The 15,590-nt window shown below is 70.5% G+C and carries 23 protein-coding genes and 1 tRNA gene; 11 read left to right on the top strand and 13 right to left on the bottom strand.

The annotated features are described in order from the left end of the window. Positions 1 to 37: 37 nt before the first annotated feature. The 3 genes from QQ657_RS18550 to QQ657_RS18540 form a co-directional block, all read right to left on the bottom strand. Entirely contained in the window at positions 38 to 484 is a 447-nt protein-coding gene (locus QQ657_RS18550; protein WP_284743419.1) for a nitroreductase family deazaflavin-dependent oxidoreductase, read from the bottom strand. A gap of 22 nt (positions 485 to 506) precedes the next feature. Then, positions 507 to 947, bottom strand: coding sequence for a VOC family protein (locus QQ657_RS18545; protein ID WP_284743418.1), 441 nt, complete (start codon positions 945 to 947; stop codon positions 507 to 509). Positions 948 to 1,038: 91 nt separating this feature from the next. After that, on the bottom strand, positions 1,039 to 1,287 hold the full coding sequence (locus QQ657_RS18540) for a PepSY domain-containing protein (RefSeq protein ID WP_284743417.1): 249 nt from the start codon (positions 1,285 to 1,287) through the stop codon (positions 1,039 to 1,041). A 353-nt stretch (positions 1,288 to 1,640) separates the two neighbouring features. Between QQ657_RS18540 and QQ657_RS18535 the strand changes: the two genes are divergently transcribed. The 3 genes from QQ657_RS18535 to lipB all read left to right on the top strand — a co-directional run bounded on the left by QQ657_RS18535 (position 1,641) and on the right by lipB (position 2,571). After that, positions 1,641 to 1,808, top strand: coding sequence for a DLW-39 family protein (locus tag QQ657_RS18535; RefSeq protein ID WP_086679331.1), 168 nt, complete (start codon positions 1,641 to 1,643; stop codon positions 1,806 to 1,808). Between the two features lie 26 nt (positions 1,809 to 1,834). Beyond that, positions 1,835 to 1,907, top strand: a tRNA-Ala gene (locus QQ657_RS18530). Positions 1,908 to 1,935: 28 nt separating this feature from the next. After that, positions 1,936 to 2,571, top strand: coding sequence for a lipoyl(octanoyl) transferase LipB (lipB, locus tag QQ657_RS18525; protein WP_284743416.1), 636 nt, complete (start codon positions 1,936 to 1,938; stop codon positions 2,569 to 2,571). Here the strand turns inward: lipB and QQ657_RS18520 are convergent. The 4 genes from QQ657_RS18520 to QQ657_RS18505 form a co-directional block, all read right to left on the bottom strand. Next, positions 2,555 to 3,943 (bottom strand): alpha/beta fold hydrolase, encoded by a 1,389-nt coding sequence (locus tag QQ657_RS18520; RefSeq protein WP_284743415.1) that lies wholly within the window; start codon positions 3,941 to 3,943, stop codon positions 2,555 to 2,557. The genes lipB and QQ657_RS18520 overlap by 17 nt on opposite strands. 84 nt (positions 3,944 to 4,027) lie before the next feature. Beyond that, positions 4,028 to 5,155, bottom strand: a complete 1,128-nt coding sequence (locus QQ657_RS18515) for an SMP-30/gluconolactonase/LRE family protein (protein ID WP_284743414.1) — start codon at positions 5,153 to 5,155, stop codon at positions 4,028 to 4,030. A 52-nt stretch (positions 5,156 to 5,207) separates the two neighbouring features. Further along, positions 5,208 to 5,846, bottom strand: coding sequence for a pyridoxine/pyridoxamine 5'-phosphate oxidase (locus tag QQ657_RS18510; protein WP_284743413.1), 639 nt, complete (start codon positions 5,844 to 5,846; stop codon positions 5,208 to 5,210). Position 5,847: 1 nt separating this feature from the next. After that, positions 5,848 to 6,516, bottom strand: a complete 669-nt coding sequence (locus QQ657_RS18505; protein WP_284743412.1) for a hypothetical protein — start codon at positions 6,514 to 6,516, stop codon at positions 5,848 to 5,850. 106 nt (positions 6,517 to 6,622) lie between these two features. On the opposite strand from QQ657_RS18505, the gene QQ657_RS18500 reads away from it, so the two are divergent. Further along, positions 6,623 to 7,156: a DUF2020 domain-containing protein gene (locus QQ657_RS18500; RefSeq protein ID WP_284743411.1), complete on the top strand. Its 534-nt coding sequence runs from the start codon at positions 6,623 to 6,625 to the stop codon at positions 7,154 to 7,156. A 148-nt stretch (positions 7,157 to 7,304) separates the two neighbouring features. After that, the gene (locus QQ657_RS18495) at positions 7,305 to 7,757 is read left to right on the top strand and encodes a DUF6918 family protein (RefSeq protein WP_284743410.1); all 453 of its coding nucleotides are present in this window, start codon (positions 7,305 to 7,307) and stop codon (positions 7,755 to 7,757) included. Positions 7,758 to 7,821: 64 nt separating this feature from the next. On the opposite strand, the gene QQ657_RS18490 is transcribed toward QQ657_RS18495, so the two are convergent. Further along, positions 7,822 to 8,358 carry a hypothetical protein gene (locus QQ657_RS18490; RefSeq protein ID WP_284743409.1) on the bottom strand — a complete coding sequence of 179 codons (537 nt, stop codon included), beginning with the start codon at positions 8,356 to 8,358 and terminating at the stop codon, positions 7,822 to 7,824. An 89-nt stretch (positions 8,359 to 8,447) separates the two neighbouring features. On the opposite strand from QQ657_RS18490, the gene QQ657_RS18485 reads away from it, so the two are divergent. Next, on the top strand, positions 8,448 to 8,972 hold the full coding sequence (locus QQ657_RS18485) for a peptidylprolyl isomerase (RefSeq protein ID WP_284743408.1): 525 nt from the start codon (positions 8,448 to 8,450) through the stop codon (positions 8,970 to 8,972). Positions 8,973 to 9,003: 31 nt separating this feature from the next. Next, positions 9,004 to 9,966, top strand: a complete 963-nt coding sequence (locus QQ657_RS18480; protein ID WP_284743407.1) for a rhomboid family intramembrane serine protease — start codon at positions 9,004 to 9,006, stop codon at positions 9,964 to 9,966. Here the strand turns inward: QQ657_RS18480 and QQ657_RS18475 are convergent. Both QQ657_RS18475 and crgA read right to left on the bottom strand, forming a co-directional pair. Further along, positions 9,963 to 10,382, bottom strand: coding sequence for a PH domain-containing protein (locus QQ657_RS18475; protein WP_284743406.1), 420 nt, complete (start codon positions 10,380 to 10,382; stop codon positions 9,963 to 9,965). The genes QQ657_RS18480 and QQ657_RS18475 overlap by 4 nt on opposite strands. Positions 10,383 to 10,452: 70 nt before the next feature. After that, positions 10,453 to 10,719 (bottom strand): cell division protein CrgA, encoded by a 267-nt coding sequence (crgA, locus tag QQ657_RS18470; protein ID WP_284743405.1) that lies wholly within the window; start codon positions 10,717 to 10,719, stop codon positions 10,453 to 10,455. A 183-nt stretch (positions 10,720 to 10,902) separates the two neighbouring features. Here crgA and QQ657_RS18465 point away from each other — a divergent pair, with 183 nt between their 5' ends. Genes QQ657_RS18465 through QQ657_RS18450 form a run of 4 tightly spaced genes read left to right on the top strand, consistent with a single transcriptional unit; the run spans position 10,903 to position 13,563 of the window. Further along, the gene (locus QQ657_RS18465; protein WP_434056750.1) at positions 10,903 to 11,970 is read left to right on the top strand and encodes a class E sortase; all 1,068 of its coding nucleotides are present in this window, start codon (positions 10,903 to 10,905) and stop codon (positions 11,968 to 11,970) included. Continuing rightward, positions 11,970 to 12,125 carry a hypothetical protein gene (locus QQ657_RS18460; RefSeq protein WP_284743404.1) on the top strand — a complete coding sequence of 52 codons (156 nt, stop codon included), beginning with the start codon at positions 11,970 to 11,972 and terminating at the stop codon, positions 12,123 to 12,125. The genes QQ657_RS18465 and QQ657_RS18460 overlap by 1 nt, the downstream gene beginning before the upstream one ends. Continuing rightward, the gene (locus QQ657_RS18455; RefSeq protein WP_284743403.1) at positions 12,098 to 12,577 is read left to right on the top strand and encodes a protein-tyrosine phosphatase family protein; all 480 of its coding nucleotides are present in this window, start codon (positions 12,098 to 12,100) and stop codon (positions 12,575 to 12,577) included. Before QQ657_RS18460 ends, QQ657_RS18455 begins: the two co-directional genes overlap by 28 nt. Further along, a complete protein-coding gene (locus QQ657_RS18450; RefSeq protein WP_284743402.1) occupies positions 12,574 to 13,563 on the top strand; it encodes an LLM class flavin-dependent oxidoreductase in 990 nt (329 codons plus the stop codon). Before QQ657_RS18455 ends, QQ657_RS18450 begins: the two co-directional genes overlap by 4 nt. Here QQ657_RS18450 and QQ657_RS18445 read toward each other — a convergent pair. From QQ657_RS18445 to QQ657_RS18435, 3 genes are all read right to left on the bottom strand, one after another. Then, a complete protein-coding gene (locus QQ657_RS18445) occupies positions 13,532 to 13,924 on the bottom strand; it encodes an SCO5389 family protein (RefSeq protein ID WP_257922765.1) in 393 nt (130 codons plus the stop codon). The two genes, QQ657_RS18450 and QQ657_RS18445, sit on opposite strands and share 32 nt — an antisense overlap. A 100-nt stretch (positions 13,925 to 14,024) precedes the next feature. After that, positions 14,025 to 14,759 (bottom strand): ABC transporter permease, encoded by a 735-nt coding sequence (locus QQ657_RS18440; RefSeq protein WP_284743401.1) that lies wholly within the window; start codon positions 14,757 to 14,759, stop codon positions 14,025 to 14,027. Then, the gene (locus tag QQ657_RS18435; protein WP_284743400.1) at positions 14,756 to 15,469 is read right to left on the bottom strand and encodes an ABC transporter ATP-binding protein; all 714 of its coding nucleotides are present in this window, start codon (positions 15,467 to 15,469) and stop codon (positions 14,756 to 14,758) included. Before QQ657_RS18435 ends, QQ657_RS18440 begins: the two co-directional genes overlap by 4 nt. Positions 15,470 to 15,590: the final 121 nt, after the last annotated feature.

The following is a 15,590-nucleotide window of genomic DNA, read 5'->3' as shown; positions in this document are numbered from 1 at the left end:
CGACTCGAGGATGGTTGCCTTCCCCGAGGCAAGTGGGTCAGGCCTGTGGTGTCAGCAGGACAATGGGGATTTCTCGGTCCGTCTTCTCCGCGTATTCGTCGTACAGCGGGAAGATCTCGGCCATCTGGGTCCACAGCGGACCTCGCTCGGCTGGGGTTGCCACCCGGGCTCGGGCTGTCAGGCGGCGGGTTCCCACCTGGACACCCACGCTCGGGTTTGCCTGGAGGTTCTTGAACCACGCCGGATCCTCGTCCTCGCCGGCCTTGGATGCGACTACCACCAAGTCGTCTCCGGACGTGCCGTAGATCAGGCAGGTGCGGCGGGGTGTGCCTGTCTTGCGGCCTGTCGTCGCGAGGATCAGCGTGTACACGCCGTTCGACTCGTGGCCCTTGGTGCCGCCCGAGTCCAGGTACGTGCGGGTTTGCTCGGCTACCCAGTCCCACTGGGAATCCGTGGCGCGGTCGAGGTCGTCGGCAGTGGCCATCGTGGCGGTCCTTTCCAGCGGTTCAGGCGAGTTCTTCGGCCAGCGCGATGATGATGCCTTCGGGCCCGCGGACGTAGGCGAGCCGATAGCCGTTTTCGTACTTGACCAGGTCGCCCATCAGCTCGGCGCCGTAGGGGCGCAGCCGAGGCAGGACCTCGTCGAGGTTGTCGACCGCGAACATGATGCGACGGAAGCCGGGCGTGTTGACCGGTGCGTTCGGCTCGGCGGTCGCGGGTGACGCCGGCGTGTGGAACTTCATCAGCTCGAGCCGGCCGTGGCCGTCCGGGGTCCGCACCACCGCCAGGTCGCAGCGGACGTCGTCGAGTGCGACGAGGCGATTCACGTCCGGGCCCTCGACCGTTGCCTTGCCCTCGAGCTCCAGACCGAGCTCGAGGAAGAACGCGATGACCGCCTCCATGTCGTGGACGACGAGGCCGATGTTGTCCAGCCGCTGGATCGTCATGGTTTCTCCCCTGGTCACGCGGCCCTCGTGGCCGCTCGTGCCCCTGGGACGGAGCCGGCACCACGTTCTCGACACGTAACCACAGATCGGATCAGTCGCGTTCGATGGTGAGGATCGCGCCCGTGGCCTGGGCGACGTCGACCTCGATGCGGCCCTGGTCACTGCCGTCGATCTCGACCTCCCAGCTCGGCCGGCCCTGCGCCGTGTCCTGCTCCACGCCCAGCGAGTGACCGCCGTACTTCTGGGTGGCGACTCGGGCGGCTTCCGCCTGGTCGACCGCGTGCGACGCGGCCGGTGGCGTCGGCGAACTGCAGGCGGTAGTGGCCAGCAGTGACGACATCGGGGACCGACCCTGAGATGTCCCGGATACAGGTCAGCCCTGCCGGGAAGAGAATGTACCGGCAGGGCTGAGCGGTCACGGTCGATGCGCGCCACGGTCGCCTCTCGGCGATGAGGCGCTTCGCGGCTCCAGCCGGACGGAACTCCGCGAAGGCAGTGGTTGCGGCCCGGGGGACACGGTGGGCACATCGACCAGTGGGTACAACGGAACACGCCGTCTCGGTATTTCCCGTGGCATGTGACGTGCGTTACCTGCGCAATCATGGTTCCACGTGGAACCACCGCCCCGACGGCGCCCGGCGCCGGTGCAGTAACATCGCGGAGTAAGGGAAGCAAGCTGAGAAGGGGGCTTCGGTGAAGAAGCTGCTGGCACTCGCGGTCATCGCGGGCGGCGTCCTGTTCGTCGTGAAGCGCAACAAGGCGGCCAAGGCCGAGGCCGACCTGTGGCGTGAGGCGACCGCGCCGGTCCCCTCGAACAACGGCACCACCCCGGCCAAGCCGGCGGGTGCGTCCCACAACTGAGTTTTCCGCGGGCGTCAGCCCGCACCGGGGCTGTAGCTCAATTGGTAGAGCACCGCCTTTGCAAGGCGGGGGTCAGGGGTTCGATTCCCCTCAGCTCCACCCCGAAATCCCGGCGTAGCCTGGCTGCGTGGGATGGCCGATCAAGCGCGTCGACCTCGGTGAGGTCGACTATCACCAAGCCCTCGCCGACATGCGGACTTGGGTCGAGGAACGGCAGCAGAACCTCGCCGAGGATCGACTGTTTCTCCTCAGCCATCCGCCGATCGTCACCTACGGGGCGCGCACCAAGCCTGAAGACCTGCCCGTCGACCTTCCCGCCGTCCAGGTCGATCGCGGTGGGTTCGCCACGTACCACGGGCCCGGGCAGCTCGTCGGCTATCTCGTCGTCGACGTCAAGGCGCGCGGGCCCGTGGACATCGTGCGGTGGCTCGAAACCGGGCTCGTCGAAGCACTCGAGCGACTCGGCTTTCCCGCCGTCAGAAGGGAAACGCCGAAGGGGCACTCCAGCCTCGCCGGTGTGTGGACGCCCGACCACCGCAAGGTCGGCTCCATCGGCATGCGGATCCGGGGCGGCGTCACGAGTCACGGCTTCGCGCTGAACGTCGACCCGGACATGGCGGCCTTCCACCACTTCACCGTCTGCGGCCTCGCCGACGTCACCATGGTGTCCCTCGCCGAGCTCGCCGCCGAGCAAGGACGAGGGACACCGACCGACGCCGAGGTGCGGGACGCCGTCTTCGAGAGCCTTACTTCAGGAAGCTGATCACCGCGTCCCGGCCCGCGTGGCCGCGCTCGCGGTTCTGGATCGAGTGCGACTCGCCCGGCACGATCACCAGCTTTCCTTGTGGCGCAACGCCGGCCTCCTCCCGCGCCCACTCCAGCGGCGTCGACAGGTCGCGGTCGCCGTTCAACAGCAGCACCGGGACGTTCGGCAGCTTCGACGCCGGGTTCGAGCCGACGCGCTCGACCGGCCACGGCAAGCAGCCCTGGATGAAGCCCTGCTGCGTCGCCACTTCCGTTGTGTACGGCCACGTCGCCGACGCCGGCAGTGCGCGCGCGGTCAACGACAACAGTGGCTGCCGCAAGCCGATCGGCGTCGACGACGTGCCCCACGGGAAACGCTGGTCCGCGCACAGCGTCGCCGCGTGCAAGCCCGAGCTGAAGGACGCCGGGGGCACGTCCTCAGTGGTGTAACCGGTAACCAGCTGGTCCAGCCAGTCGGGCGAACCGGTGCGCGCCGCGTGCAGGGCGCCGATGACGTCGCCCGCGTCGGGGGAGCGGTACGTCGGGTCCGAGAACTCGTACGCCACGATCGCGTCGAAGATCTTCACGCCGTCGGCCACGCTGCGGTGGCGCACCACCCACGCCAGATCCTCGGCCGGGTCGAAACCGCAGGCCGGGGCCACCGCACACGCCGCGCGCAGCACGCGGGCCTCGGCCGTCAGTCCGGTCAGGTAGAGGGAGTCCGACGCGGAAGCGTGGTGCGGCAGCACGGAGTCGAGGACGACCTTGCTGACGTTGCCCGGGTGCGCGACCGCGTACCGCGCCGCCGTGAACGAGCCGTACGAGACGCCGTCGACCACCATCTTCGGCACGCCCAGCGCCTGCCGGAGCCGGTCGAAGTCCGCGACGGTCTGGTCGGTCGAGTACAGCGGGGCCGTGTCGCCGAGGATGCGCGCGCACTCGGTGACCGCGGCGCGCGTCGGCGTCGCGATGTCCGAGCTGCCGATCTGCGCCTGCAGCCCCGGGCAGTTCAGCGCGCCGGCGCCGGTCCCGCGCTGGTCGAGCATGACGATCCGGTAGTCCTTGGCCACCTCCGGCAGCCGTTGTGTCGCGATCCGCGTGATCGTGCCGACGCCACCCTGCCCGGGCCCGCCGGTGAGGAACAGCAGCACGCCCTTCGGCGCGGTCACGTTGTCGGACGTCGCGACCGGCAGGTCGAGCGTGCCCGGCCGGCGGCCGGTGTGGTCGAACGGCACGGTCAGCGTCGAGCAGGTGAAGCCCGGCTGTCCCGGGCACGGATGCGGGTCCGTCAGCTTCGGTCGTCCCCCAGGACGCGCGTCGGCCGCGGCCACACCCCCGAGTGCGGCAGTCAACGCCAGGACCAGCCCGGCGGTCAGCAGTTTCGAACGCATGATCCATCATCGCCACAAGAACCCGGGAGCCGCATACCCCCGAACGGCCATATTTGCCCGCATGGCGACCGCGGCTGGCCGCGCTCAAGGCTTGACGCAGGAGATCTTCCCTCGCACAGGACCCGCGGGGTTCGCTTCGCCGGCCGTGTTCGGGGCGTTGTCGCGGCGGTTGCCGTCGGAGTTCGTGACGCACAAGCGGCCGTCCGGGAGCAGTACCGGGCTGGTCGGGAACTCCAGCGGCCCGGCGTTGCGCAGCTTCGACGTCGCGTCGGCCGGGTTGCGGAAGTACTCGACGACGTGGCCGTCGCGGCGGGCCAGCACGATCGCGTTGCGCTCGTTCGCCGCCGTCCAGACGTTGCCCGCGCGGTCGAGGACGATCCCGTCGGCGCCTTCGAGGTACGGGTGCTGCACCTCGAGGTCGTCCAGGCACAGCGTGTTCGCCGGGAACGCGGCGTCGCAGCCGGTCGCCGCGCGGGGGCGGCCGGTGCGGTCCATCGGCACGCGCCAGAGCGCGCCGCGGGCCGTGTCCGCCACCAGCAGCGTGCCGTCCGCGGTGAACGCCAGGCCGTTGGCGACGATGTGCTGCGAACCCGCGGTGTCCGCGGCGGTCCGGCCGTTCGGGGTGATCGTGACCGTGCCGGGCGGCAGGCCACGCACATCGCGGCCGATCCCGCCGGGGATCACGTCGCTGACCATCGGCTGCACCCGGAACATCTCCGCCGGGACGCCGTCCGCACCTGCCCGCCAGACCCGGCCCTGGCCGGTGCCGCCGTCGGAGATCCAGAGCGCGCCCGACCGGTCGAACGCCAGGCCGTTCGCGCCCGGGACCCCGCTCGTGAACACCGTCGCCGCCGGTGGGTTCGCCGCGTCCGGCACGAACGACACCACGGTTTCGCCGTTCGCGACGTACAGCCGGCCGCGGCGGTCGAACGCCAGCCCGGCGGGGTTGCACGGCGCCGGGATCGTGCCGACGACGGCGGCCGGCCCGCCGGTGGCCGCGACGCGGTAGACCGGGCACGGGTCGGCGCCGCGGGCCGGGGCGTAGAGGTTGCCGCGGCCGTCGGTGGTCAGGCCTTCGATCCCGAGCGGCGACGCGAACACCGTCTCGAACACGGCGGGGTGCTGCGCCGAGGAGACTTCACCGGCGGAAGCACCGGACAACAGCCCGGCGGTGAGCGCGGCGGTGGCGGCGAGGACGACGGTTCGGCGCATGCGGGGCCTCCGTTTTGTCGGATTTCCTGCCTACGCCGCCGCGCCCGGACCGTCAAGGCCAGAGGCGCTCGAGGACCCAGCCGCCGTCGGTCTTGCGGTACCGCAGCCGCACGTGCCGGCGGTCGTGGCTCGCTTGCCAGAACTCGACCTCGTCCGGGTCGACAAGGTACCGCGTCCACGTTTCCGGGGCGGTGTCCGGGTTTTCCGAGACCCAGCGCTGAGCTTCCGCGGCCGCCGCGTCGAGGTCCGCCGGATCGTGCAGTACCTGCGACTGGTGCCCGATGAACGCCTCGACGCGCGACGCCGGCGGCCGCGCCAGGAAGTCCGCCGCGGACACCTCGGGCGCCGCGGGGGTGACCGGGCCGCGCAGCCGGACCTGACGGCCCCGCCCGGGCCAGAAGAACGTCAGCGCGGCGCGCGGATCCTTCCGCAGCTGCAGCCCCTTCGGACTTTCCGAGCTGGTGGCGACCGCCCAGCCGGCCGGGCCGACGTCCTTGAGGATCACCACGCGCGCGTCCGGCGCGCCATCGGCGTCCACTGTGGACAGTGTGACGGCGTGCGGGGCCAGCACGTGCTCGCCGGCTTCGGTCAGCCACTCGACGAAGAGCGCCTGCGGGTCCGCGGCCGCCGTTTCCGGTGTGAACACGGGAAGTTCTTCGGGGAACGACCGCCAGCCACGCAACTCCACCATGTCAGTAACCGTACGGCGGCTGTCCCGGCGGCGGGTAGACGGGCGGCTGCGGCCCGGCCTGCCCGGCGTACGGCGGGGGCGGCACCGGCGGCGCGGCCATCGGTGGCTGCTGCTGCCAGCCGGGCGGCGCCTGCTGGACCTGAGGCGGCGGCTGTTGCGCCTGCTGCCACTGCACCTGCTGGTAGGCCTCGGCGGGCGGCGGGAAGCAGAACGTCAGCTTGGCCCGGATCGCGCCGTGCATCGCGGCGCCCCACATCTTCCCGCCGGTGAACGCGTACGTCTGCCCGGCCGTGACGTCCACGGCGACCATCCGCGTCTCGCCGCCGAACTGGTTGCTCGTCTTCGCCGACGCGGCCTGCGCGGCGTCCGGGTGCACGTGCTGCCCGACGAGCCCGGCGATGACGACCGAAGCCGCGGTCCAGCCCATGGTGCCGACCAGGTTCGCGCGGGCGTGTTGCGTGGCGCGGCCGGTGAAGTCGTACAGCGCCGCCGCGCTGACCTCGGGGACGGCCGCGGCGATGACGCAGTAGTTCATCGTCGACAGCATCACCGACTCGGCGAACAACCCGACGGGGCAGACCGCGGGCCCGATCTGCACGGTGCTCAACTGGCCGCCGGAACGCTGGATGCGCTCGGCCACCACGCCGAGGTACTGCTCGGGGGTGAGCACGCCGGGACCTCCCTGGGTCAGATGACAGTCATCGTCGCACGCCCGGTCGTGACGGCGAGTTCAGCCAGCGGGTTTCACACATGCTTCATGGTTGACTGTGCGCGCTATGCGACGACTCGTACTTCTCGCGCCCGCCGTGCTGCTGCTGGCCGGCTGCGGGCCCTCCATCGTGTCCGGTACCGCGACCCCCCGCCCGCCGTCGGCGTCCGCCGGGACGGCCGCGGGTTCGGAGCTGCCGCCGGATCCCCAGCCGGCCGCGACCGAGGACTGCCCGTACCTCGACAGCGAGTTCGTGGCCGACTCGAACGGCCAGCACGTTTCGAAGGTGCGCGTGTCGGCGGACAAGCCGCACCCGGCGTGCTTCTTCTACCGCCCGGACGGGAAGATCCAGCTCACCGTCCAGGTCTACGTCGGGGACGCGAAGACGGCGACGGCGCTGGTCAACAAGGCGGCGCCGGTGGATTCGTCCAACCCGGCGAGCGACCCGACGGGCTGGAAGGGCGGCTACGAGTCGACCGATGACGGTGCCGTCTACGCGGTCGCGAAGGGGACCGCGGCGGTCATCGCGACCACTAACCAAAAGCAGAGCGTGAAGGCACGCACAGTGGTCAAGAAGGCTATCGCTGCCCTTAAGCTCTAGGTAGCGGGCTCCACACGGGTGAGTGATGTTGATCTTGTATTACCCTGTGCGTCACGCGCAGGCTTCGTGGACTCGCGCACCGCAGCCATCGGGGGATCCCCACCCCCGGGGGCCGGGCACAAAATCTGCAACGACAAAGGACTAGATCGTGGCTGACACCCTCAAGGAAATCCTGCTCGACTCCAGCCGTCGCCCGGCTGTCGTGACCGACTTCGAGACCCTCGTCGACGCCGAGGTCTCGGACAAGGGCGGCGTCTCGGGTGCCGTCGTCAAGACCGGCTTCGCGGCGGTCAAGAAGATCAAGCCGGGCATCATCCCCTCGGCTGTCGAAACGCTGCTGCCGGACTTCGTCGGCGCGCTCGAGCCGTTCTACGGCGACTTCCGCGCCCAGGGCGGCAGCGACTTCGGCGCCTACCTGACCAGCCGCTCGGACGAGGCTTCCGACGCGCTGCTGAGCGTCACCGACTCGCGCGCCGAGCGCAGCAGCCGCGACAGCATCAAGAAGGTCTACGGCAAGCTGCGCCCGAACGGCAAGAAGAACGTCGAGGAGGCGCTGCCGCGTCTCGGCCAGCTGGTCGACAAGCACGCCGCCGCGGTCTGAGCGGACTCCAGGCACCACTGAAGAGGCCCCCGGGTGCACGCCCGGGGGCCTCTTCGTGTGCCGCTCAGTTCTTCTTCTCGGCGGGTGCCGGGGACGGCGCCTTGCCGTTCGCCTGCGGGCTCGGCTTCGCCGCTTCGGCGGGCTTCGGCGCGGGCGGGGTGGCCTTCGGCGGCGCGGGCGCGACCGGCGGCTCCTGCTTCGAGCGGAGGACGTAGGCGGCACCGGCACCGACCACGACCAGGCCGAGCAGCCACGGCCAGCGGCGACGGCTGCGCGTCCCCTTGGCGGCGGCCTTCGCCTCGACGACAGCGGCCGCGAAGTCCTTCCTCGCGGCCTTGAAGTCCTTCTTGCCGCGGCGCTTCGACTCGCCGGCCGCCTTCGCGGCCTTGATGGCGGCCTTCTTCGCCTTGCGACCCGGCTTGCGCAGCTCGGACAGGCGGGCGAGCGCCTCCTGGCGAGCGGCCTTCGAGCTCTTCTTGAGCTCCTTGCGGGTGAGCTCGGTCTTCTTCGCGAGCTGCTTCTGCGCGCGCCGGCCGTGCTTGACGCCCTCGGAGACGAGTTTGTCGGCGGTCTCGGCGGCCTGGGCTGTCGCCCGGGACATGGACTTCACCTCATCATTCGTTTTGACACTGCTCTGTTACCCGTAACCTATCGTGCCCCTTTTCGCCGCCGTCCGCTGCTGATGGCACGATGAGACGCGTGAAAGCTACGCTGCACACCAACCAGGGTGACATCAACCTGAACCTGCTCCCCGACCACGCGCCGAAGACGGTCGCGAACTTCGTCGGGCTGGCGGAGGGCACCAAGGAGTACACCCAGCCGAACGCGGCGGGCACGAACTCCGGCCCCTTCTACGACGGTTCGATCTTCCACCGGGTCATCGACGGCTTCATGCTTCAGGGCGGCGACCCGACCGGCACCGGCCGCGGCGGCCCCGGCTACAAGTTCGGCGACGAGTTCCACCCGGAACTGCAGTTCAGCAAGCCGTACCTGCTGGCCATGGCCAACGCCGGGCCCGGCACGAACGGCTCGCAGTTCTTCATCACCGTCGCGCCGACCACCCACCTGAACTTCCGGCACACGATCTTCGGTGAGGTGGCCGACCAGGAGTCGCGCAACGTCGTCGACGCGATCGGCCGTATCTCGACGGGGCCGGCGGACCGTCCGCTGACCGACGTCGTCATCGAGAAGGTCACGATCGACCACGAGGGCTGAGCCGGTCAGGTTTCGGTAGGTTGGTGTCATCGTGAGCCAACCGCCGAACCCCGCCGCGCAACCCCAGGCCGCACTCCCGGGGTGCTGGTGGCACCCCAACCGCCCGACCGGGCTGAGCTGTTCCCGGTGCGGGCGTCCGGCGTGCCCGGACTGCCTCCGCGAGGCCCCCGTGGGCTTCCAGTGCACCGACTGCGTGCACAGCGGCACCCAGCAGCAACGCCGGCAGCACCGCGACTACCAGGAAGCCGGGTTCGGCCAGCGCACCGTCTTCGGCGCGCGGCTGTCCCAGTCGGTGCTCGTCACCCAGGTCATCCTCGCGGTGAACGTCCTGGTCTTCCTGATCACGGTCGTCCAGTCGGGCAGCCTGAACGACAACGAGCTGTCGTCGCTCTTCCAGCACGCCAGCCTCTACGGCGACGCGACCCTCGGCCACAGCGAGTGGTGGCGCGTCCTGACCAACGGGTTCCTGCACTACGGACCCATCCACATCGCGGTGAACATGTTCTCGCTGTGGATGATGGGCCGGTCGCTGGAGCAGGTCACCGGCCGTAGCCGGTACCTCGCGCTCTACTTCGTCTCCATGCTCGGCGCCTCGGCGGCCGTGCTGCTGTTCGGCAACCCCGGCGAGTTCCCCGGGACGGCCGGCGCGTCCGGCGCGCTGTTCGGCCTGATGGGCGCGTACGCGGTCACCGTGGTGAAGCTGCGCCTGAACCCCACGAGCCTGATCATCACGCTCGCGCTGAACGCCTTCATCACCTTCGGCATCCCGGGCATCTCGATCTACGGGCACCTCGGCGGGCTGGTGACCGGGGCGCTGCTCACGGTCGCGCTGCTCTACGCCCCGCAGGCCGACCAGGCGCGCTGGCAGGCGATCGGCATCACGATCATCGCCGTCGCGCTCATCGGCCTGATGGTCTACAAGGGCTCGCAGTTCCCGGCGGAGACCTGCGAGTTCGTCCAGTACCGCCAGGGCCTGTACTACACCTGCGGCTAGCCGCGCGCCCGGAGCGTGCTGAGCACGTCCAGGACGTCGCGGGGGTCTTCGCCGAGTTCGAGCCACCCGAAGACGTAGAGCTGGTCGTCGTGCTCGATCTCGAGCGTGACGCCGTCGCGGCCCAGCCGGCGGGTGGTGCGCAGCCGCGTGCGGGTCTGCGCCCAGGGCAGCCGCTGCGTGCCGCCCAGCGTCCGGGCCACCAGACCCTCGGCGTCGGCGGCCAGCCGGGGCCGCACGAGCGTCGAATGGGTCGCGAACGCGCCGACGGCCAGCGTGGCCAGTGCGAAGAGCACCAGGCCGCCGCGGTCGCCGGTCAGCACGTCGGCCACCACGCCGACCAGCAGCAGCGCGGTGACCGCCCACGCCGATACCACAAGGGCTCGACGCGGTGCCCACGAGGTGGGGTAGTTATCCACAGGGGTTATCCACACTGGGGATGAGTCACACCGGTGTAATTCGGCGTCAAGCCGCCATTCGGAGTAATAATCAGCGCCAGCGCATGGTCATGAGGAGACCCGCGATCATCAGCGCGAACCCGCCGGCGAAGTTCCAGTTCCCCAGGTCGGCCATCCATGAGATCTTGTCCCCGGCGATGTAGTTCACCAGCAGCCAGATCAGGCCCAGGAGCATCATCCCGAACATCGGGATCTTCCAGGCGAGACCGGTGGGACCGGCCGCCCGCACCTTCACCGGCGTGCGCCGGTCGGCAGGCGGGGTGTAAGCCGTCTTCTTGCGGACCTTGGACTTGGGCATCGTGTTCCTCGCGGTGCTGTTCGGGCTGGTCGGTGGCGATGACCCGCTCGGGGTGCGCAACCAGCGCCACGTGCACACGTTAACGTAAACGACCGCAGGAAAGCAGCGGCCGGGAGTGGTCGGATTTCCCGTACCGTGACGTCGGGGTCACCAAGGGTCGGACGCGGCTTGAGAGGAGCTTGCGTGACTACGCGCGAAGGACCGGATGACGACCGGCGCAGAACCCCCGGGCAACGGCCCGTTCCCCAGCGCCGTCCGGCCACGCCCCCGCGCGGGCAGCTGCCGCCCCGCCAAGCCCCGGGACAGCCTCCCCGGCGGCCGCAGGGCCCGCCGCCGCGCCGCTACACCAGCCCCGCCCCGCCGCCGGGCTCGGCCGAGGAGACGGTCGTGTTCGCCCCGGTCGGCAAGGGCGGCACCGCGACCAAGGAAAAGCCGCCGCCGGCGCCCCTCGGCAAGGGTGGCGTGGCGATCCGGACCGCCGGCGAAATCCTCATCACGCTGGGCCTGGTCGTGCTGCTGTTCATGGTCTACGAGCTGTACGTGACCGACCTGTTCTCGGCGGGCAAGCAGTCCGAGGCGAGCGACCAGCTCGACGGCGACTGGGCGCACGACCGCTCGCTGCACCCCGAGCTGATCGACGGCAAGGCGTTCGCCCGCATCCACATCCCGACGTTCGGCGTCGACTACAACTTCACGATCCAGGAGGGCACCGACGACGCCTCCCTGGAGGTCGGGCCCGGCCACTACAAGGGCACGTCGCTGCCCGGCGAGCCCGGCAACTTCGCCGTCGCCGGCCACCGCGTCGGCAAGGGCGCCCCGTTCAACGACCTGGACAACCTCTCCTCCTGTGACCAGATCGTGATCGAGACCTCGACCGACTTCTACATCTACAAGGTCCTGCCCTACGACGACGAGATGGAGAACTGGGCCGGCGGCAAGGGCGCCGACCCGAAGTGCAAGGGCGTCTCGACCCTGCGCGACCCGAACGCCGAGGACGGCGGCGCGTACGACGAGACGTTCGGCCGCAAGGTCGTGCTGCCCAGCCAGGGCACCGCGGTGAACCCGGTCCCGTACAAGGGCGCCGACACGCTGCCGAAGGCCCAGCAGGCCGCGCTGCTCACGCTCACGACGTGCCACCCGCAGTTCTCCGCCCAGCAGCGGCTCATCATCACGTCGGTGCTGACCCAGCAGGTGCCGAAGAACCAGGTCAAGGACTACGGCGACCTGCTCTCGAAGATCGGGGAGGCCTGATGTACGGGTGGCTCTGGCGGAAGTTCCCGGGTCCGTTCGCGGTGAAGCTGACGATCGCCGTGGTGCTCGCTCTGGGCGTGGTCGCGCTGCTGATGTTCGTGGTGTTCCCGTGGCTGGAGCCGCGGCTGTGGTTCAACGAGGTCGCGGTCAACTGAGCTGGTACACGGACGACCCGGCGTGGAACGAGGTCCGGCCGGGGCTCTGGATCGGCGGGCACACCCGGTTCGACGCGACGGGTGAGGTGCCGGTGGTCGTCGCGCGCGAGTTCGACGTCGTGATCAGCCTCTACCGCCGCGAAGGGCACGGTCCGCCGGACGACGTCGAGCACCACTGCGTCCCGATCCCGGACGGACCGCTGTCCCCGGAGCAGCTCGAGCAGGTCACGCGGCTGTCCGTGCTCGCCGCCGAGGCCGTGCGAGCGGGCCGCAAGACGCTCGTGCGCTGCCACGCCGGGTACAACCGGTCCGGCCTCGTCGTCGCGCGGACGCTCGTCGAGCTGGGCCTCGGGGTGACGGAAGCGATCGCGCTCGTCCGGGCGCGCCGTTCGCCGCGGGTGCTGCACAACGAGCTGTTCGTGCGGTACCTGGGGAACGAGCTCGCCCCGTGAGGTTCGGGGTCTTCCTGGTCAGCGGCCGTTTCCTGGGCCAATGCGACGGCGATGTCCTCCGCCGGTCCGTCCGCGCCGCCGAGCTGGCCGAAGAAGCCGGCTTCGACGATGTCTGGTTCGCCGAACACCACTTCCTGCCCTACGGCGTCTGCCCGTCCGCCATCACGCTCGCCGGGTACGTGCTCGGGCGGACGTCGCGGATCGGGGTCGGGACCGCCGTCAGCGTCCTGTCGACCACGCACCCCGTGGCCCTGGCCGAGCAGTGGGCGATGCTCGACGCCGTCTCCGGTGGCCGGCTGCGGCTCGGCGTGGGGCGGGGTGGGCCGTGGCAGGACCTCGAGGTCTTCGGCACCGGCCTGGACCGCTACGAGACCGGCTTCGAGGAGACGCTCGACGTCTTCTTGCGGGCCACCACCGGCCGGGCGCACGCCAGGGGAAGGCACTTCGCGTTCCGGGAGGTGCCGCTGGTGCCGGCTCCGGAACGGCGGGCGGACGTCGTCGTGGCCTGTGGTGGGCCGGGGTCGGATGCCGTGCGGCTGGCCGCCGAGCGGGACCTGCCCATGCTGCTCGGCCTGCACGCGGACGACGAAGAGAAAGCAGCCACCGTCGCGGCTTACGGGAAGCCCGCGGACCACGTCTCGACCGTGCTCTGCCAAGTGGGCGACGCCGACGTCGTCCGCGACGCGCTCCGGGCGTGGCTGAAGGACGGGCTCGGCGCGCACGTCACCGTGGACGGTCGACCTGGGCCCAGCAGGGATCCAGGGGAGTACACCGAACGGCTCTGCCGGATCCACCCCGTCGGCGACGCGGCCCGCTGCGTCCGGACCCTGGAAACGAGCCTCCGGCGCACCGGCGTCTCCCACGTGCTGATGCTCGTGGAGGCGTCGGGTACGCCGGAGGGGACTTACGCGAACATCGCGCGGATCGGCACGGAGGTGCTGCCCGCGCTGCGGGCTAGCAGTCCCGCAGCTCCGGGCTCTGGTTGAGCAGCTGGCCGCGCGGCGAGACGAACGCGCGGTAGCGGTCGCCGTCGAGCTCGGAGTTCTTGAACACGGCGACCCGGTGGCAGTTCTGGAAGGCCAGCTTGACGCCGAAGTGGCGCTCGAGGCCGCCGCGGATCGCGTCCGAGGCCAGGGCCCGCAGCAGCTGCCCGCGGGCGGCTTCGCTCGGCGGCGGCGTCTCGTTGTCGGCGAAGCCGTCCGCCGCTCCCTCGGCGTCGGCGATGACGCCGGTGATGACCTCCCAGGCGTACGGCAGGGATTCCTTGACGCAGGTGACGAACTCGGCGTCGGTGACCTCCCCGCGCTCGGCCTTCTCCAGCAGCGCGGGTGACACGTCCAGGGACATCGAACCTCCAGTTTGAGCAGGGCCACTCTCCTGGCTACCGGCCGGGCGACCCCGCCACAAGAGAAAACGATGATCATCACCAATATGGCGGAAAGGGCGGTCACTCCCAGCGGAAGAGCTTCGCCGCCAGCGCTGTTCCGATCGCCGCGAAACCGGCGAGCACGACCAGCTGCAGTGGCTGCACGCCGGCGCCGACCCAGGCGTCCTGCAGGGGCTGCGTGCCCGGCGGGATGTAGTCGCCGATCCGCTGGAGGACCTCCGGCAGCAACGCCCGCGGCAGGTACACGCCGCCGAAGAACATGGTCGGCAGGAACGCGATCATCGCGAAGCCGCCGGCGGCCTTGGCCGTGCGGGCGAAAGCCGCCGCCAGCAGGCCGAGCGAGAACATCGAGACCGTGCCGAGCAGCAGCGTCAGCAGGAACAGCAGCGGGTGCTTCGGCATCGGGACGTCGTAGGCCGCGTGGGCCACGCCCAGCGTCAAGCCGATGCCGGCCAGCGCGACCACGACGTGGATCAGCAGCTGCGCGCCCAGCAGGTTCGCCGGGTGCACCGGCGTCGTGGCCAGCCGGCGCAGCACGCCCTGCTCGCGGTAGGTCGCGACGGCGCCCGGGATCGACTGCAGCGCCAGCATCGCGAGGCTGATGACGATCACCGACGGCACCCACGCGTCGATGAACCGGTACCCGCCGGCGGCCGGGCTGGGCTCCGTCATGCCCGGGATGGCGCCGACCGCCAGCAGCACCGCGGCCGGCAGCAGGATGCCCGCGATGGCCATGAACGGCGTGCGCAGGAAGAGCTTCGTTTCGGTGGCGGTGATCTTGGCGAAGGTGTTCACAGGGTGCTCCTCGTGAGCGAGACGAACGCGTCGTCCAAAGTGGAGGCTCCGGCCGCGGCGCGGAGCTCGGTCGGGGTGCCGGTCGCGACCACGCGCCCGGCGTCGAAGATGGCGACGCGGTCGCAGAGCCGCTCGGCCTCGTCCATGAAGTGGGTGACCAGCAGGACGGTGACGCCCGTGGCGCGAACGCCTTCGACCAGCCGCCACGTCTCGCGGCGGGCGTGCGGGTCGAGCCCGGTGGTCAGCTCGTCGAGGATGGCCAGTTCGGGGTTGCCCACCAGCGCCAGCGCGATCGACACGCGCTGCTTCTGGCCGCCGGAGAGCTTCCCGAAGTAGGCGCGCTGGTGGTCGCGCAGGTCGAGCTGGTCCAGCAGGACGTCGACGTCGGCGGGGTCCGGGTAGAAGGACGCGAACAGCTCCAGCGCCTCCCGCACCCGCAGCTTCGCGGGCAGCCGGCTCTCCTGGAGCTGGACGCCGACGCGGCGGGTCAGCGCGGCGCGGTCGGTCGCGGGGTCGAGGCCGAGCACGGAGATCTCGCCGCTGTCGGCCTTCCGGAGGCCCTGCAGGCATTCGACCGTGGTGGTCTTCCCGGCGCCGTTCGTGCCGAGGATGCCGAAGATTTCGCCGCGCTCGACGGTGAAGGAAACGCCGTCGACCGCGGCCCGGGAGCCGTAGCTCTTGCGGAGGTCGGTGACTTCGATGAGTGGCATGGCGACAAAGCTACGAAGGTTCGGCGCCGCGCAGAATGACGCTGAATCCCCAGCTCAAGTAGGGTTTTGCTGACGCGGGGGTGGGGCTGGGCCCACCCCGGTCGTGGGGCTTCGGGCAATG

Source organism: Amycolatopsis ponsaeliensis (assembly GCF_030182635.1).
GTDB classification, from domain to species: domain Bacteria; phylum Actinomycetota; class Actinomycetes; order Mycobacteriales; family Pseudonocardiaceae; genus Amycolatopsis; species Amycolatopsis ponsaeliensis.
The sequence above is the reverse complement of the archived record's forward strand: the minus strand, read 5'-3'. Positions and strand labels throughout refer to the sequence as shown.

What these genes read in the sequence shown, in the direction of transcription:
- QQ657_RS18550 (WP_284743419.1), bottom strand. Translation starts at nt 484, where the DNA reads ATGGCCACTGCCGACGACCTCGACCGCGCCACGGATTCCCAGTGGGAC.
- QQ657_RS18545 (WP_284743418.1), bottom strand. Translation starts at nt 947, where the DNA reads ATGACGATCCAGCGGCTGGACAACATCGGCCTCGTCGTCCACGACATG.
- QQ657_RS18540 (WP_284743417.1), bottom strand. Translation starts at nt 1,287, where the DNA reads ATGTCGTCACTGCTGGCCACTACCGCCTGCAGTTCGCCGACGCCACCG.
- QQ657_RS18520 (WP_284743415.1), bottom strand. Translation starts at nt 3,943, where the DNA reads ATGCGTTCGAAACTGCTGACCGCCGGGCTGGTCCTGGCGTTGACTGCC.
- QQ657_RS18515 (WP_284743414.1), bottom strand. Translation starts at nt 5,155, where the DNA reads ATGCGCCGAACCGTCGTCCTCGCCGCCACCGCCGCGCTCACCGCCGGG.
- QQ657_RS18510 (WP_284743413.1), bottom strand. Translation starts at nt 5,846, where the DNA reads ATGGTGGAGTTGCGTGGCTGGCGGTCGTTCCCCGAAGAACTTCCCGTG.
- QQ657_RS18500 (WP_284743411.1), top strand. Translation starts at nt 6,623, where the DNA reads ATGCGACGACTCGTACTTCTCGCGCCCGCCGTGCTGCTGCTGGCCGGC.
- QQ657_RS18490 (WP_284743409.1), bottom strand. Translation starts at nt 8,358, where the DNA reads ATGTCCCGGGCGACAGCCCAGGCCGCCGAGACCGCCGACAAACTCGTC.
- QQ657_RS18485 (WP_284743408.1), top strand. Translation starts at nt 8,448, where the DNA reads ATGAGACGCGTGAAAGCTACGCTGCACACCAACCAGGGTGACATCAAC.
- crgA (WP_284743405.1), bottom strand. Translation starts at nt 10,719, where the DNA reads ATGCCCAAGTCCAAGGTCCGCAAGAAGACGGCTTACACCCCGCCTGCC.
- QQ657_RS18460 (WP_284743404.1), top strand. Translation starts at nt 11,970, where the DNA reads ATGTACGGGTGGCTCTGGCGGAAGTTCCCGGGTCCGTTCGCGGTGAAG.
- QQ657_RS18445 (WP_257922765.1), bottom strand. Translation starts at nt 13,924, where the DNA reads ATGTCCCTGGACGTGTCACCCGCGCTGCTGGAGAAGGCCGAGCGCGGG.
- QQ657_RS18435 (WP_284743400.1), bottom strand. Translation starts at nt 15,469, where the DNA reads ATGCCACTCATCGAAGTCACCGACCTCCGCAAGAGCTACGGCTCCCGG.